Genomic DNA, 12,965 nt, shown 5'->3' with positions numbered 1-12,965 from the left:
CTTACATCGGGCGGTCGGTCCCGGCCGCCCAGTCTCCCGATTTTCGGTCAACGCGCAGCCACCGGCGCTGGCCAGACTTCGATACCAGCAGAACATCGATGTTTGGAGAATTGCGCCCGGCGGGGATCACACCACGCATGTAGATGACAATTCTACCGAAGGTATCCAACATCAATTGCCGAACCTGTTCGCGCACCCGGACATCCAAGCTGTCGACTCCCGCTGCCAAATCCGCCCATACCTTGGCATTTGCCGGGGCCTGGCTAGCCGTTGCTGCAGCCATTTTCCGCTCTACCTCCTGCAGCTTATCCCTTGCGGCTTGGTGCTGTTCCTCGAGCTCCTGAAGCTTGCGCACCAAGACAATCGGGGACACGCCCTCTCCCTCCCCCAACGCCAGCGCCTCGGTCACTCGCGACACCTGACCTTCAATGTTGGTGCACTCCGCCTGAGCGTCGATGCGCATTTGCATCAGACTGCGCCCTTCCAATGCTGGCTCCTGGAGCCGCTGCAAATTCATCTGGTCCGAGCAGTACGCCATGATGGCGCGCTCAACCGGTGCCACGCTGCAACTTCCCCCAACGCTGCAACCCTTTCCGTTCATGTACGCGATGCACATAATCCGGCGATGGCCATCGACCAGCGACCCATCGGGCTTCATCCTTTTCATTATGTTCTGCCCGGATACGGTTGTGCCGCAATAGCCGCAGTAGGTCATTCCTATCCCGGTCACAACGCCTGGAATAGCACCCTTGCCACGGCGCCGATTTCGCTCGCCGTTCATGGCCTGCAAGGTGTCAAATTCCTGATCTGACAGAATCCGTGGATAGTAATCCGGCAGTTCGAACTCTTCGCCGCCCACAGATATCTGCTTGGCGCCCTTCAGCGCTACTAGGCGAACCATGCGATAAATCCGGCCTCCCCCTTCCCACAAAAGCTCCGGGTCATACCCGCGCTCCGTCATAAGCTGATAGATGCGGTTTCCGCCTATCCCCTCCAGGTAGCGGTCAAGTGCAAAGCGTACGGCGCTGGCACGCTCAGGGATAAGCTCCCACTTCCCGTCCTTGCACTCCAACCACTTAGGGTCACCGCCATTACGGATGAGCCCGCGATAGCTTCCGTCAAGCCAGCCCTGGCACTGTCGGCGAATGGCGGCGGAAACTCGCTTGCTTTTGGTGTCGCTTTCTTCGTGCGCCCGGATCATCACCAGCAGGCTGTAAACCAGGTCCATTGGTTGAGCCTTAAGGCGTTCGCGGTTGTATTCACGGCCGTCGCTGGCCGTGACCACCGTCACTCCGCCGCCGATGATCTGCGCGAGCTGGGCCTGGGCCTGGATTGGCTCAGCACGACTCAGGCGGTCAAGGCCCTCCACGACAAGGACAGAGCCAGGCGCTATTCGACCATCCTCAATGGCGGCGAGGAACACGCCTAGGGCACCCTGCTTGATGTGGCGCTGGTGATAGGCCGACAGGCCTTCATCGCGGAGCGTCAGGGATTCATCCAATGAGAGCCCGCGTTCTTTCGCCCAGGACTTCGCATATTGGGCTTGGCGATCGGCACTGTGGCCGGCTGCTTGCTTGGGGTCGGAAAAGCGAAGGTAGCTGTAAACCTTAGGTCCGGCTTTCACTGCGGGCGGCTCCTGGGGAAGGAAAACCGCTAGTATATATTCTTATGCGTTAGGGTTGCCCAGCGGCATGTTGTACTTGATGAACGACGCCGCGGTATTGATCCGGTGCATGCCGGCGCCCCAGTTGTAGGAGTCCTTGCCCCACAACGGCGGCATCACGTACTCGCCCGCCACCTTCTGCCCTTCGCCATTGTCGCCGTGACAAATCGCACACTGCTCGCGATAAACCTGCTGACCGCGCTTGAAGTCGTATCCGCCCTTTGGTTGCGGCACCTCCGGGTACCCGCGCCCGGCAATCTCGACGCCGGTCGGCGCCTTGGTCGACAGCCAGTACGAATACACCGCCAGCGCCGTCATCTGTGGGCTATCGGCCGCAGGCGGCTTGCCGTTCATGCTGAACTGGAAGCAGCCCTGGATGCGCTCGGCATAGGTGTTGACCTTGTCATTTTTCTTGCGGTAGGCGGGGTACATCGGGTACGCCCCCCACATCGGCGCGGAATGCGCCAGCCGCCCCTGGTCAAGGTGGCAGTTGCTGCAGTTCATGCCGTTGCCCACAGCCTCGGGCATCAACCTGCGGGTGTCGACGAACAAGGCATGCCCCTCGCGTACCATCTTGCCAAAGGCATTGTCAGGCAACTCGCTTTCCGCTGGTGGCACGAACTGCGGCGCGGCCTGCACGCCAGGCACTTTCAACTGCGACTGGTCTTCCATGGCTATCTGGGCGGCGTGTGCGGTGCCCATGGCCAGCAGCAGCAGGGCTGGAATCATCGGTTTCATGGCGTGACCTCCTGGCTGGCGGGGCGGGCGAAGAACTCGGCAACGGCCTTGATCTCGTCATCGGTCATGGCCTTGGCCACACCGACCATCAGCTGGTTGGGGTCATTGCTGCGGGTGCCGTCACGCCAGGCGTTGAGCTGCGCCACCAGGTAACTCGCGGGCTGACCGGCCAAGGGCGGGAAATGCTCGCCAACCCCGCCACCGCCCGGGCCATGGCATTGCACGCAGCCAGGAATCTGCCGGCTCCAGTCGCCGTACAGGGCCATGCGGGTGGTGGGATCATCCGCGATCTGCTGGCGGCGCAGGTCGCCTGCAGGGTCTGCCGGCAGGCTGGCCAGATAGGTGCTGACCGCCTTGATCTCATCCTCGGTCAGGGCCTTGGCAAGCGGTTCCATCACTGGCTGCTTGCGGCTGCCGTCGCGCCAGTCATGCAGTTGCTTGCTAAGGTAGGCGGCAGGCAACCCGGCAAGGCGCGGGAAGCCGGCAGCGGCAATGCCCTTGCCGTCCGGGCCATGGCAACCCAGGCAAGCCATGGCGGCAGGGTTGGCCCCACCCTGGGTGAAGACTTTCTGGCCATCGGCGGCATGCGCCGTGGGCCAGGCCAGGATCAGCAGGCTGCCGACCAAGGCGCGATTCAACGGTGTCATCACGAATCTCCTTTTCTATTGTTATAAGCTTAGGCTTAAAACATATAAGCAAAAGGAGCGTGATCAGTTGCCCTGGATCAACTACCGGAAATGCATTGGGTGGCTGCGGTGCGCACGTCGCCCAGGCGCAGCGGGAAATTGTTCAGCCGCTCGTGCAGCTTGATGCTGCTGCCGCTGCCACGCTTGTCGATATCCACCAGCGCCGCCGGGCCCACACCCGAGCTGATCTTCTGCGGCACGATCAGCCGCAGGCCATCGCCACGCTGCTCTTCCACCAGCGGCTCGCGGGTATCGGCCAGCTTCTGCTTGACGCAATCGGCATACGCGCGTGGGGACTTGCCCGAGATTACATCCAGCGTTTCGCGCGACTGTTCCAGTTCCGTAACACTCACACAGCCACCCAGCGTCATCGCCAACGCCGCCACCATCCACTTCATTTGCAGCACCTCTGCCTTCAAGAATCCGCTTCGACCACAGCCAGGCCGATTTGCTCCCTGCTTTGGCAGATTTATCTACGCCTGGCGGAACAGCGCGGCAGTGTAACCCGACATCGTGGTATCTTTCGCCTTTGCAGAACCAATCCTTGCGGAGCATCACATGAAATTCGTACACCAGCGCGAGCACCTGAACGAGGACGATATCGTCGTCATCGAGTGCTCCCAGCGCTGCAATATCCGCCTGATGAACGACGCCAACTTCCGCAGCTTCAAGAACGGCGGTCGTCATACCTACCACGGTGGCCATTTCGACAAGTTCCCGGCGAAGATCACCGTGCCCAGCACCGGCTTCTGGAACATCACCATCGATACCGTGACCACCCGCCCGATCTCGGTTACCCGCAAGCCAACCTTGACCCACAAGATCAAGATCATCCGTCGTTCATCGTCGAAACTCAGATAAGGCCACCATGACCCAGACCACCAAGTACGTCATCAAGTACAAGCTCGACGGCCAGCGCCGCTGGGACTTCGCGTTGATGCCCGACGCCTCCCTTGAACAAGCCCTGGAAGCCCTGCGCAAGATTCACGGCGAAGACGCCGAGAAGATCAGCGACATCCAGGTCAGCAAAGCCTTGTAAACACCCGCCCCACCGTACTGCCCGCCCGCGCAAGGAGAATCGCATGAGCCACTGGCCCGACCGCCGCATCCTCGACCTGCTGGGTATCGAGTTGCCCATTCTGCAGGCCCCCATGGCCGGTGCGACGGGCTCGGGCATGGCCACTGTCGTGGGCCTGGCGGGCGGTCTGGGCGCCCTGCCGTGCGCAATGCTCACGGCCGACCAGGTGCGCGCCGAGATCGCCGCCTTCCGCGCCGGCTGCCCGGGCCGCCCGTTGAACCTGAACTTCTTCTGCCACCAGCCACCAGCGCCCGATGCCGAGCGCGATGCACGCTGGAAGCAGGCGCTACAGCCCTATTACAGCGAAGTGGGTGCCGACTTCACGGCGCCCACGCCGGTGTCCAACCGGGCGCCTTTCGACGAACAGAACTGCCAGCTGGTCGAGCAACTGCGCCCGGAGGTGGTGAGCTTCCACTTCGGCCTGCCCCATGCCAACCTGCTGCAACGGGTAAAGGCCAGTGGTGCCAAGGTGCTGTCCAGCGCCACAACCGTAGAGGAAGCCGTGTGGCTGGAGCATCACGGCTGTGATGCGATCATTGCCATGGGCTATGAGGCGGGCGGCCATCGCGGCATGTTCCTCAGCGACGATATCACCAGCCAGATCGGCACCTTCGCGCTGGTGCCACAGGTGGCCGATGCGGTCAGCGTGCCGGTGATTGCCGCTGGCGGCATTGCTGACCACCGCGGCCTGTTGGCGGCATTGGCCTTGGGTGCTTCGGCAGTGCAGATCGGAACGGCGTACCTGTTCTGCCCCGAGGCCAAGGTGTCGCCGGCGCATCGCCAGGCCCTGGACAGCGCACCTGCCAGCGACACGGCGCTGACCAACCTGTTCACCGGCCGACCGGCGCGTGGCATCAACAACCGCATCATGCGCGAGCTGGGGCCGATGAGCGATTTGGCCCCGCACTTCCCGCTGGCCGGCGGGGCCTTGATGCCTTTGCGGGCGATTACAGATCCGCAGGGCAATAGCGATTTCAGCAACCTGTGGTCGGGGCAGGCGTTGCGGCTGGGCAGGCATATGGCGGCGGGTGAGTTGACCCGGGAGATTGCCGAAAAGGCGCTGGCAGTGATCGGCCGCCAGGCGTCTGCATAAGCAGGTTCGGCCTCTTCGCGGGCTTGCCCGCTCCCACAGGTTCACCACTGATTTTGAATGCTGCGCAGTACTGTGTGCGGGCAAGCCCGCGAAGGGGCCGGACCTGGCCATGCATCATCCTGCCCCCTTCCCGGCCCACGGCCTATCGCTATATAGTTAAGGATATAACGATAAGCCCCAAGGAGCTGTCTTCATGCGTATCCGCCCGCCCCACTTGGCTGCCACCGCCCTGGCCAGCCTGCTTGCCTTCAACACTGCCTGGGCCGATGAAGTCCAGGTCGCGGTCGCAGCGAACTTCACAGCCCCTATCCAGGCCATTGCCAAGGACTTCGAGAAAGACACTGGCCACAAGCTGGTCGCTGCCTATGGCGCCACCGGCCAGTTCTATGCACAAATCAAGAATGGCGCGCCGTTCGAGGTATTTCTCGCTGCCGACGACAGCACCCCAGCCAAGCTCGAGCAGGAAAACGCAATTGCCCCAGGCTCACGCTTCACCTACGCCATCGGCACCCTGGCGCTGTGGTCGGCCAAGCCCGGCTATGTCGACGCCAACGGCGAAGTGCTGAAGAACAACCAGTTCAAGCACCTGTCCATTGCCAACCCGAAAACCGCGCCCTACGGCCTGGCCGCCACCCAGGTGCTGGACAAGCTGAAGCTGACCGAAGCCACCCGGCCCAAGCTGGTCGAAGGGCAGAACATTACCCAGGCGTTCCAGTTCGTATCCACCGGCCACGCCGAACTGGGCTTTGTCGCCCTTTCGCAAATCTACAAGGACGGCAAGGTCGAAAGCGGTTCGGCCTGGATCGTTCCCTCGTCCCTGCACGAACCCATCCGCCAGGACGCGGTAATCCTTGAAAAAGGCAAGGACAACCCCGCCGCCAAGGCCCTGGTCGACTACCTGAAAGGCCCGAAAGCCGCGGCAGTGATCAAATCCTACGGTTATGAAATCTGATGCCACTGGATGCCAGTGACCTGGGTGCCATCTGGCTGACCGTGAAACTGGCCAGCATGACCACCCTCATCCTGCTGATCGTCGGCACGCCCATCGCCTGGTGGCTGGCGCGCACGCGCTCGTGGCTGCGCGGGCCGGTGGGCGCGGTGGTGGCCTTGCCGCTGGTACTGCCACCCACAGTGATCGGTTTCTACCTGCTGATCGCCCTCGGCCCGCATGGCTGGCTGGGCCAGGCGACCCAGGCGCTGGGTTTGGGCAGCGTGGTGTTCAGTTTTACCGGCCTGGTGATCGGCTCGGTGATCTACTCCATGCCGTTCGTGGTCCAGCCGCTGCAGAATGCCTTCGGCGCCATTGGCCAGCGCCCGCTGGAAGTGGCCGCAACGCTGCGCGCCAGCCCCTGGGACACCTTCATCCACGTAGTGCTGCCGCTGGCCCGCCCAGGCTTCATCACCGCCAGCATCCTCGGTTTCGCCCACACGGTGGGCGAGTTCGGCGTGGTGTTGATGATTGGCGGCAACATCCCCGACAAGACACGCGTGGTCTCGGTGCAGATCTTCGATCATGTCGAGGCCATGGCCTATTCGCAAGCACACTGGCTGGCAGGTGCCATGCTGGTGTTCTCGTTCCTGGTACTGCTCCTGCTGTACGCAGGACGCCGCGGCAAGGCTGGCTGGAGCTGAAATGAGCACATCGATTGTGGCGCGCCTGAAACTGGCGCGCGACGACTTCACCCTGGACGTAGACCTGCACCTGCCCGGCCGCGGCATCAGTGCGTTGTTCGGCCACTCCGGCTCTGGCAAGACCAGCTGCCTGCGTTGCCTGGCCGGGCTGGAGCGGGCCGGCAGCGCCTACATCGAAGTCAACGGCGAAATCTGGGAAGACAGCGCCCGCGGCTTCTTCCTGGCACCACACCTGCGCCCGGTAGGCTACGTGTTCCAGGAGGCCAGCCTGTTCCCGCACCTGTCGGTACGCGGCAACCTGGAGTTCGGTTGGCGCCGGGTGGCCGCTGCCCAGCGCAAGGTCAGCCTAGACCAGGCCTGCCAACTGCTGGGCATCGGCCACTTGCTGGCACGCCGGTCGACGACCCTGTCTGGTGGCGAGGCGCAGCGGGTAGGCATTGCCCGCGCCCTGCTCAGCAGCCCGCGCCTGCTGTTGATGGACGAGCCGCTGGCTGCACTGGACGGGCCGCGCAAGCGCGAGATCCTGCCCTACCTGGAGCGTCTGCATGGCGAACTGGACATCCCGCTGGTATATGTCAGCCATGCCCAGGAGGAAGTGGCTCGGCTGGCCGACCACCTGGTGTTGCTGGAGCAAGGCCAGGCAGTGGCCAGCGGCCCGATCGGCGACACCCTGGCCCGTCTCGACCTGTCGCTGGCCGAGGGCGAGGATGCCGGGGTGGTGTTCGAAGGCCTGGTGGTGGCACACGACGCGCACTACGACCTGCTCGACCTGCGCCTGCCCGGAAACGACGGGCCGCTGTTGCGTATCACCCACCCTGCCCAGGTGATGGGCAGCACCTTGCGGGTCAAGGTGCAGGCGCGTGACGTCAGCCTGGCCCTGGTAGCCGACAGCACTTCGAGCATTCTCAACCGCTTGCCGGTGCGCGTGCGCGAAAGCCGCCCGGCCGCCAACCCGGCCCATGTACTGGTCAGCCTGGATGCTGGCGGCAACGCCTTGCTCGCGCGCATCACCCGCTTCTCGGCAGACCAGCTCGGCCTGCACCCGGGCCAGGTGCTGTTTGCCCAGATCAAGTCGGTGGCACTGCTGGGCTGAGCATCGGCCACGTCGCTGGTGTCCATTGATCAGTGACCTGATCGAGGCCTGCCAACCATGCTTGACTGCCCCCTGCCGCGCACCCTGCACTACGTCGACGACAGCCAGCCGGGCCTTACCCGGAGGCGCTGGAGAGGGCGCTTCATCTACCTGGATGCCGACGGCCAACGAGTGCGCGACAGCGATACCCTTGCCCGCATCGCTGCACTGGCAATCCCCCCGGCCTATACCGAGGTGTGGATCTGCGCCGACCCGCAAGGCCACCTGCAAGCCACAGGTCGCGATGCCCGTGGCCGCAAGCAATACCGCTACCACGCGCAGTGGCGCGAAATACGCGACCAGCACAAGTACGGGCGCATGCTGGCGTTTGCCCAGGCCCTGCCGAAATTGCGCGCACAGCTGCACGACCACCTTGCCCGGCCAGGCCTGGACCGGGAAAAGGTGATGGCGCTGGTGATCAGCCTGCTGGACCACACCCTGATCCGCATCGGCAACCAGCGCTACCTGCGTGACAACCAGTCCTATGGACTGACCACCCTGCGCAACCGCCATGTCGAGGTGAAGGGCAGCAGCATCCGCTTCCAGTTCCGCGGCAAGCGCGGCGTCGAGCACAACGTCAGCCTCAACGATCGGCGCCTGGCCAACTTGCTCAAGCGCTGCATGGAGCTGCCCGGCCAAGCGTTGTTCCAGTACCTGGACGACGACGGCCAGCGCCATAGCGTCGGCTCCAGCGAGGTCAACCAGTTTCTGCAGCAGCTGACCGGTGCCGACTTCACCGCCAAGGACTACCGCACCTGGGCCGGTAGCAGCCTCGCCCTGGACCTGCTGAGGCCCTTGGCCTGGGAGCCCGAGAGCGAAGCCAAGCGCCAGGTCGCCGCCATCGTCCGCCAGGTAGCATCACGCCTGGGCAATACACCGGCAGTGTGCAGGCGCTGCTACATTCACCCGGCTGTACTTGAACACTATGCCCTGGGGCGCCTGGCCAACTTGCCGAAGAACCGTGTGCGCAAAGGCCTGGACCGTGAAGAAGTAGCCTTGCTGTTATTTCTTCAGGCACTCGAGGAACAGGATGACCATTAACCCGGTCTATTCAGACCATGATGCGAAGAAATTTCCCATTGGCCGCCAAGCCCCCTATTCTTGCCACCGAGCACCTTGGCCGACAAACCGCTGGCGGTTTGCTTCGGCACCTGCGACTGAAGACACGCAACAGAATTTGTCTGTCGGGGAATTACTATCCGCCGAAAGCGTCTTTAATGAGAAGGAAGAGGGACAAGCTCCCGCCGCCGTGGCAACTAGCCCGACGGACTTTTACATCACCAAGGAGAACTACATGCTGATACTCACCCGCAAGGTTGGCGAAAGCATCGTCATCAACGATGACATCAAAGTCACCATTCTGGGCGTCAAAGGGATGCAGGTGAGGATCGGTATCGATGCACCGAAAGACGTCCAGGTCCATCGAGAAGAGATTTTCAAGCGTATCCAGGCCGGCAGCCCGGCCCCGGAAAAGCACGACGACTCGCACTGAGCGACCTGCCTCAAGCCGCACGGACGCGCCTGATCGCCCCGCGCTTCAGGTGCCTAGCAGTTCGTGCACCTTGGCGATCATACAGTCCATGTCGAACGGTTTGTCGAACACCGCGGCGAACAGTTCCGGGCATCCCTGATTGGCCTGCGCGCCACTCATGAGGATGACCGGCAACTCGCTCAAAGCCGGGTCTTCACGCATCGAGCGCACAAGCTCCTCGCCGTTGAGCAGTGGCATCATGTAGTCGGTGATGACCAGCTGAACGCGCTTTTCCTTCAGGGCCTCCAGCGCCTTGCAGCCGTTGCTCGCCTTTTCCACCAGAAAACCCTCGTCCTCCAGGGCAAAACCGAGAATGTCGGCAATCAGGTACTCGTCATCGACGATCAGGATGGTGTTCATCGCCCGCCCCGTCACCCGCTTCCCTGCGGCACCGGCGTTCCCGAAAGCACACCGCAAGCACCTTCGAACGCCTTGCGCAGGGTAATGCCCTGCGGCCCGATCAGCAGCTCGTGCAAGGCAGGGTCATGGTGGCTGTCACGCACCTTGAGGATCGACAGCATGCGCCGCAGCTGCGAATCCAGCTCGACGAAGCGCATCAGCATCAAGTTGTCGACGATGCTCGACAGGTCCGGGGCTGGGGCGCTGATTTCCGCGCCGAAAATGTCGCGCATTTCCCAGGTCAGCATCACGCTGACATCGCGCGCGCGCAGTTCGCCGACCAAGGCGCGGAAAAACGCATTGAGCCGCGCCGGGTCGATGGCCAGGCGGCTGAACGCCCCCAGGCTGTCGATCAGCACGCGCTTGCTGCCTTGCGCTTCGACCCGCTCGAGCAGGCGCGCACCGACCTGGTCCAGCAGGCCCTCGGTAGTCGGTTGCCAGCAAAGCTGCAGGATGCCAGCCTGCTCCATGGCTGCAAAATCGTAACCCAGCGAAGCGGCCTTGATACGCAGGCGCTCCGGCGTTTCGTAAAAGCCGAAATGCAGCCCCGGCGCCTGCAGGCTGCTGGCACCGAGAAATGCCAGGCCCAATGACGTCTTGCCAATACCCGAGGGCCCGATCAGCAGGCTGACCGAGCCCGTGGCCAGGCCGCCACCGAGCATTTCATCCAGGGTCGCCACCCCGCTGCCGATGCGCTCCAAGGTGGCGCTGCCCGCCTGGCTGGGGTGGCTGAACAGTGACTCCAGGCGCGGGTACACATGCATGCCGGTTTCATCGATGAGGCATTCATGGCGCCCCGACAACGCCGCACTGCCCCGCGTCTTGCGCAGCTGGATATGACGCACGGCGCGGCTGCCAAACAGTTGCTCGCCCAGTTCGATCACCCCGTCGACCATCGTGTGCTCCGGGCTACCCTCTTCCAGCCGGGCGCTGGTCAGCAGCAGCACGGTGCAGCCCGCAAAGGCCGCATGGCCCTGTAGTTCAGAGACGAATTTCTTGGTATCCAGCGCGGTTTCCGCACGCACCCGGGCATTTAGCACGCCATCGACGATCAGCAGGCTGGCCTGCTGGCGGGCGATTTCCTGACGCAGCAGCCGTACCACGGCGTCCAGGCCTTCCTGCTCCAGGGTATCGAAGGCACTGACGAACTGGATCGGATCACCGACCAGCGCCGGGTCGAAGAACTCCAGGGTCGCCAGGTACTGGAACAGCCGCTCGTGCGACTCGCTGAGCAACGTGGCCACCAGCACCCGGCCACCACCGCGCACATGCCCGCAGGCCAGCTGATTGGCGAGGATGGTCTTGCCAGCCCCCGGCGGGCCCTGAATGATGTAGGACGCGCCAGCCACCAGGCCACCCTGGAGCAACGCATCGAGCCCATCGATCCCCGTCACCAGCCGCCTGAGTGCCTGTGCCATGGTGTTCTACCTGTCGAGTTGGCTGTCCGTCTGGCCCTGATAGATTGGCAAGTAAAGCTGCATGCAAGTTCCCCGGCCGGGCTCACTGTCGACGCAAATGGCACCACCGCTCTGCCTGGCAAAACCATACACCTGGCTGAGGCCCAGGCCAGTCCCCTTGCCAAAGGGCTTGGTAGTGAAAAATGGTTCGAAGATCCGCGGCAGTACCGCTGGCGCGATGCCCTCGCCGCTGTCTTCGACCTCGAAACGCACAAACCCGCCGTGCAGGCCCTCCACCTCGCCGGTCAGTTCGACCACATCGACGGTCAAGCCGATCCGGCCCTGCCCCGTGATGGCATCGCGGGCATTGAACAACAGGTTGAGCAGCACCATCTGCAATTGCCCGGCATCCACCTCGATCAGGGGCAGATCCGGTTGCAACAGCACCTTCAGGTCGATCGAACCAGGCAGCGCATGCTCCAGAAGACCACGGGTCGCAGCAACAAGGTTCGCCGGGGCGACGCAAGTCACATCAAGCTTGCGATGGCGGGCAAAGCTGAGCAGCTGCTGGGTCAGTTCGGTGCCCCGCTGCCCGGCATCGAGAATATGCTGCAGCATGCGCTGGGCGCGTGCCGGGTCCTGGGTGGCCAGCGCCAGGCGCGCCGAACTGATGATGATGGTCAACATGTTGTTGAAGTCGTGCGCCAGGCCACCGGTCAACTGGCCCAGGGCCTCCAGCTTCTGTGCCTGGAACAGCTGGGCGCGCACCGCGTCCAGTTGCAGCGCCGACTCGCGGCGGTCGGTGATGTCCCGGGTCACCTTGGCCAGGCCGACAATCTGGCCCTGGTCATCGCGAATCACATCCAGGGCGGCCAGCGCCCAGAACTGCGTGCCATCCTTGCGTACGCGCCAGCCCTCATCCTGCGCCACGCCCTGCTCCAGCGCCTGGCGCAGCAAGCGCTCCGGGCGGCCCTCGGTGCAATCCTGCGGAGTGAAGAACAACGAGAAATGCTGGCCGATCACTTCATCGGCACGGTACCCCTTGATACGTTGCGCGCCTGCGTTCCACGACACCACATGGCCGGAAGGATCAAGCATGTAAATGGCGTAATCCACCACCGACTGAACCAGCTGTTCATAGCGGTGGGCAGGCATGACAGGGTGATCGAGACAGTCAGCTGAGACCATGCGAACTCCACCGGCACAGCAGGAGGGAAAACATTGCGAGGTTCAACGCCCAGGCTCAACCAGCACAGGGCTGATGCGCCGAGGCATCGCCACTTTCAGCAGCCACAAGCCGACCAACAGGATAAGCCCGCCACCGGTCAGGGCCATTAGCCGCTGCGGTTGAGAGTGTTCGGCATCGAACCCCAGCATCAACAGATAACCACCCAGGCTGATCAGGCTCAGGTAGAGAAATGCCGCCAGCACGACGACCAGCACGAACAAAAGTCGCCACAACAGCCGTGGGTGCACGATACGCTCGGAAGTATCGGACAGAGTCATCACCGCACACTCTTTGGATCCAATAAAAGGGCAACAGTGGCGTAATGACAGCAAGGTGTCAATTGCCCATTCGATCGACCCTTCATTCTGTTGATCATAGGCGCTGTGGT

15 protein-coding genes and 1 pseudogene are annotated in these 12,965 nt (G+C 63.0%); 8 read left to right on the top strand and 8 right to left on the bottom strand.

Annotation, left to right across the window (positions count from 1 at the left end; genetic code table 11):
- Position 1 precedes the first annotated feature (1 nt).
- The 4 genes and pseudogenes from MJ643_RS25395 to MJ643_RS25380 form a co-directional block, all read right to left on the bottom strand.
- Positions 2-1,624, bottom strand: coding sequence for a recombinase family protein (locus tag MJ643_RS25395; RefSeq protein ID WP_247727070.1), 1,623 nt, complete (start codon positions 1,622-1,624; stop codon positions 2-4).
- Positions 1,625-1,681: 57 nt separating this feature from the next.
- Positions 1,682-2,401 (bottom strand): annotated as a pseudogene (locus MJ643_RS25390) (c-type cytochrome); the annotation flags it as partial.
- A complete protein-coding gene (locus tag MJ643_RS25385; protein WP_013973183.1) occupies positions 2,398-3,048 on the bottom strand; it encodes a c-type cytochrome in 651 nt (216 codons plus the stop codon). The gene MJ643_RS25385 and the pseudogene MJ643_RS25390, both read right to left, overlap by 4 nt.
- A 77-nt stretch (positions 3,049-3,125) precedes the next feature.
- Positions 3,126-3,485, bottom strand: a complete 360-nt coding sequence (locus MJ643_RS25380) for a hypothetical protein (protein ID WP_024087369.1) — start codon at positions 3,483-3,485, stop codon at positions 3,126-3,128.
- 160 nt (positions 3,486-3,645) lie between these two features.
- On the opposite strand from MJ643_RS25380, the gene MJ643_RS25375 reads away from it, so the two are divergent.
- The 8 genes from MJ643_RS25375 (at position 3,646) to csrA (ending at position 9,514) form a co-directional block, all read left to right on the top strand.
- Positions 3,646-3,948, top strand: a complete 303-nt coding sequence (locus MJ643_RS25375) for a DUF1883 domain-containing protein (RefSeq protein WP_013973185.1) — start codon at positions 3,646-3,648, stop codon at positions 3,946-3,948.
- Between the two features lie 7 nt (positions 3,949-3,955).
- The gene (locus tag MJ643_RS25370; RefSeq protein WP_013973186.1) at positions 3,956-4,126 is read left to right on the top strand and encodes a hypothetical protein; all 171 of its coding nucleotides are present in this window, start codon (positions 3,956-3,958) and stop codon (positions 4,124-4,126) included.
- 43 nt (positions 4,127-4,169) lie between these two features.
- The gene (locus MJ643_RS25365; RefSeq protein WP_013973187.1) at positions 4,170-5,258 is read left to right on the top strand and encodes a nitronate monooxygenase; all 1,089 of its coding nucleotides are present in this window, start codon (positions 4,170-4,172) and stop codon (positions 5,256-5,258) included.
- A gap of 193 nt (positions 5,259-5,451) precedes the next feature.
- Positions 5,452-6,210, top strand: coding sequence for a molybdate ABC transporter substrate-binding protein (modA, locus tag MJ643_RS25360; RefSeq protein ID WP_208209198.1), 759 nt, complete (start codon positions 5,452-5,454; stop codon positions 6,208-6,210).
- Entirely contained in the window at positions 6,210-6,890 is a 681-nt protein-coding gene (gene modB / locus MJ643_RS25355) for a molybdate ABC transporter permease subunit (RefSeq protein WP_013973189.1), read from the top strand. The genes modA and modB overlap by 1 nt, the downstream gene beginning before the upstream one ends.
- 1 nt (position 6,891) lies before the next feature.
- Positions 6,892-7,983, top strand: a complete 1,092-nt coding sequence (gene modC, locus MJ643_RS25350) for a molybdenum ABC transporter ATP-binding protein (RefSeq protein ID WP_038409937.1) — start codon at positions 6,892-6,894, stop codon at positions 7,981-7,983.
- 57 nt (positions 7,984-8,040) lie between these two features.
- Positions 8,041-9,063, top strand: coding sequence for a DNA topoisomerase IB (locus MJ643_RS25345; RefSeq protein WP_013973191.1), 1,023 nt, complete (start codon positions 8,041-8,043; stop codon positions 9,061-9,063).
- Between the two features lie 253 nt (positions 9,064-9,316).
- Positions 9,317-9,514, top strand: coding sequence for a carbon storage regulator CsrA (gene csrA / locus MJ643_RS25340; protein ID WP_004375914.1), 198 nt, complete (start codon positions 9,317-9,319; stop codon positions 9,512-9,514).
- 45 nt (positions 9,515-9,559) lie between these two features.
- Here the strand turns inward: csrA and MJ643_RS25335 are convergent, their stop codons facing one another.
- From MJ643_RS25335 to MJ643_RS25320, 4 genes are read right to left on the bottom strand one after another with little or no spacing between them, the layout of a single operon-like run.
- Positions 9,560-9,913: a response regulator gene (locus tag MJ643_RS25335; RefSeq protein ID WP_013973192.1), complete on the bottom strand. Its 354-nt coding sequence runs from the start codon at positions 9,911-9,913 to the stop codon at positions 9,560-9,562.
- An 11-nt stretch (positions 9,914-9,924) separates the two neighbouring features.
- Positions 9,925-11,370, bottom strand: coding sequence for an ATPase domain-containing protein (locus MJ643_RS25330; RefSeq protein WP_013973193.1), 1,446 nt, complete (start codon positions 11,368-11,370; stop codon positions 9,925-9,927).
- A gap of 6 nt (positions 11,371-11,376) precedes the next feature.
- Positions 11,377-12,537 carry an ATP-binding protein gene (locus MJ643_RS25325; protein WP_031325628.1) on the bottom strand — a complete coding sequence of 387 codons (1,161 nt, stop codon included), beginning with the start codon at positions 12,535-12,537 and terminating at the stop codon, positions 11,377-11,379.
- 42 nt (positions 12,538-12,579) lie between these two features.
- On the bottom strand, positions 12,580-12,855 hold the full coding sequence (locus tag MJ643_RS25320) for a hypothetical protein (protein ID WP_044047089.1): 276 nt from the start codon (positions 12,853-12,855) through the stop codon (positions 12,580-12,582).
- Positions 12,856-12,965: the final 110 nt, after the last annotated feature.

This window comes from Pseudomonas sp. PNPG3 (assembly GCF_023093815.1).
Lineage (GTDB): Bacteria > Pseudomonadota > Gammaproteobacteria > Pseudomonadales > Pseudomonadaceae > Aquipseudomonas > Aquipseudomonas asiatica.
This window is presented reverse-complemented; position numbering and strand designations above follow the sequence as displayed.

Excerpts from the sequence above, each read along its gene's own strand:
- MJ643_RS25385 (WP_013973183.1), bottom strand. The coding sequence starts at position 3,048 with ATGACACCGTTGAATCGCGCCTTGGTCGGCAGCCTGCTGATCCTGGCC.
- MJ643_RS25380 (WP_024087369.1), bottom strand. The coding sequence starts at position 3,485 with ATGAAGTGGATGGTGGCGGCGTTGGCGATGACGCTGGGTGGCTGTGTG.
- MJ643_RS25375 (WP_013973185.1), top strand. The coding sequence starts at position 3,646 with ATGAAATTCGTACACCAGCGCGAGCACCTGAACGAGGACGATATCGTC.
- MJ643_RS25370 (WP_013973186.1), top strand. The coding sequence starts at position 3,956 with ATGACCCAGACCACCAAGTACGTCATCAAGTACAAGCTCGACGGCCAG.
- MJ643_RS25365 (WP_013973187.1), top strand. The coding sequence starts at position 4,170 with ATGAGCCACTGGCCCGACCGCCGCATCCTCGACCTGCTGGGTATCGAG.
- modA (WP_208209198.1), top strand. The coding sequence starts at position 5,452 with ATGCGTATCCGCCCGCCCCACTTGGCTGCCACCGCCCTGGCCAGCCTG.
- modB (WP_013973189.1), top strand. The coding sequence starts at position 6,210 with ATGCCACTGGATGCCAGTGACCTGGGTGCCATCTGGCTGACCGTGAAA.
- modC (WP_038409937.1), top strand. The coding sequence starts at position 6,892 with ATGAGCACATCGATTGTGGCGCGCCTGAAACTGGCGCGCGACGACTTC.
- MJ643_RS25345 (WP_013973191.1), top strand. The coding sequence starts at position 8,041 with ATGCTTGACTGCCCCCTGCCGCGCACCCTGCACTACGTCGACGACAGC.
- csrA (WP_004375914.1), top strand. The coding sequence starts at position 9,317 with ATGCTGATACTCACCCGCAAGGTTGGCGAAAGCATCGTCATCAACGAT.
- MJ643_RS25335 (WP_013973192.1), bottom strand. The coding sequence starts at position 9,913 with ATGAACACCATCCTGATCGTCGATGACGAGTACCTGATTGCCGACATT.
- MJ643_RS25330 (WP_013973193.1), bottom strand. The coding sequence starts at position 11,370 with ATGGCACAGGCACTCAGGCGGCTGGTGACGGGGATCGATGGGCTCGAT.
- MJ643_RS25325 (WP_031325628.1), bottom strand. The coding sequence starts at position 12,537 with ATGGTCTCAGCTGACTGTCTCGATCACCCTGTCATGCCTGCCCACCGC.
- MJ643_RS25320 (WP_044047089.1), bottom strand. The coding sequence starts at position 12,855 with ATGACTCTGTCCGATACTTCCGAGCGTATCGTGCACCCACGGCTGTTG.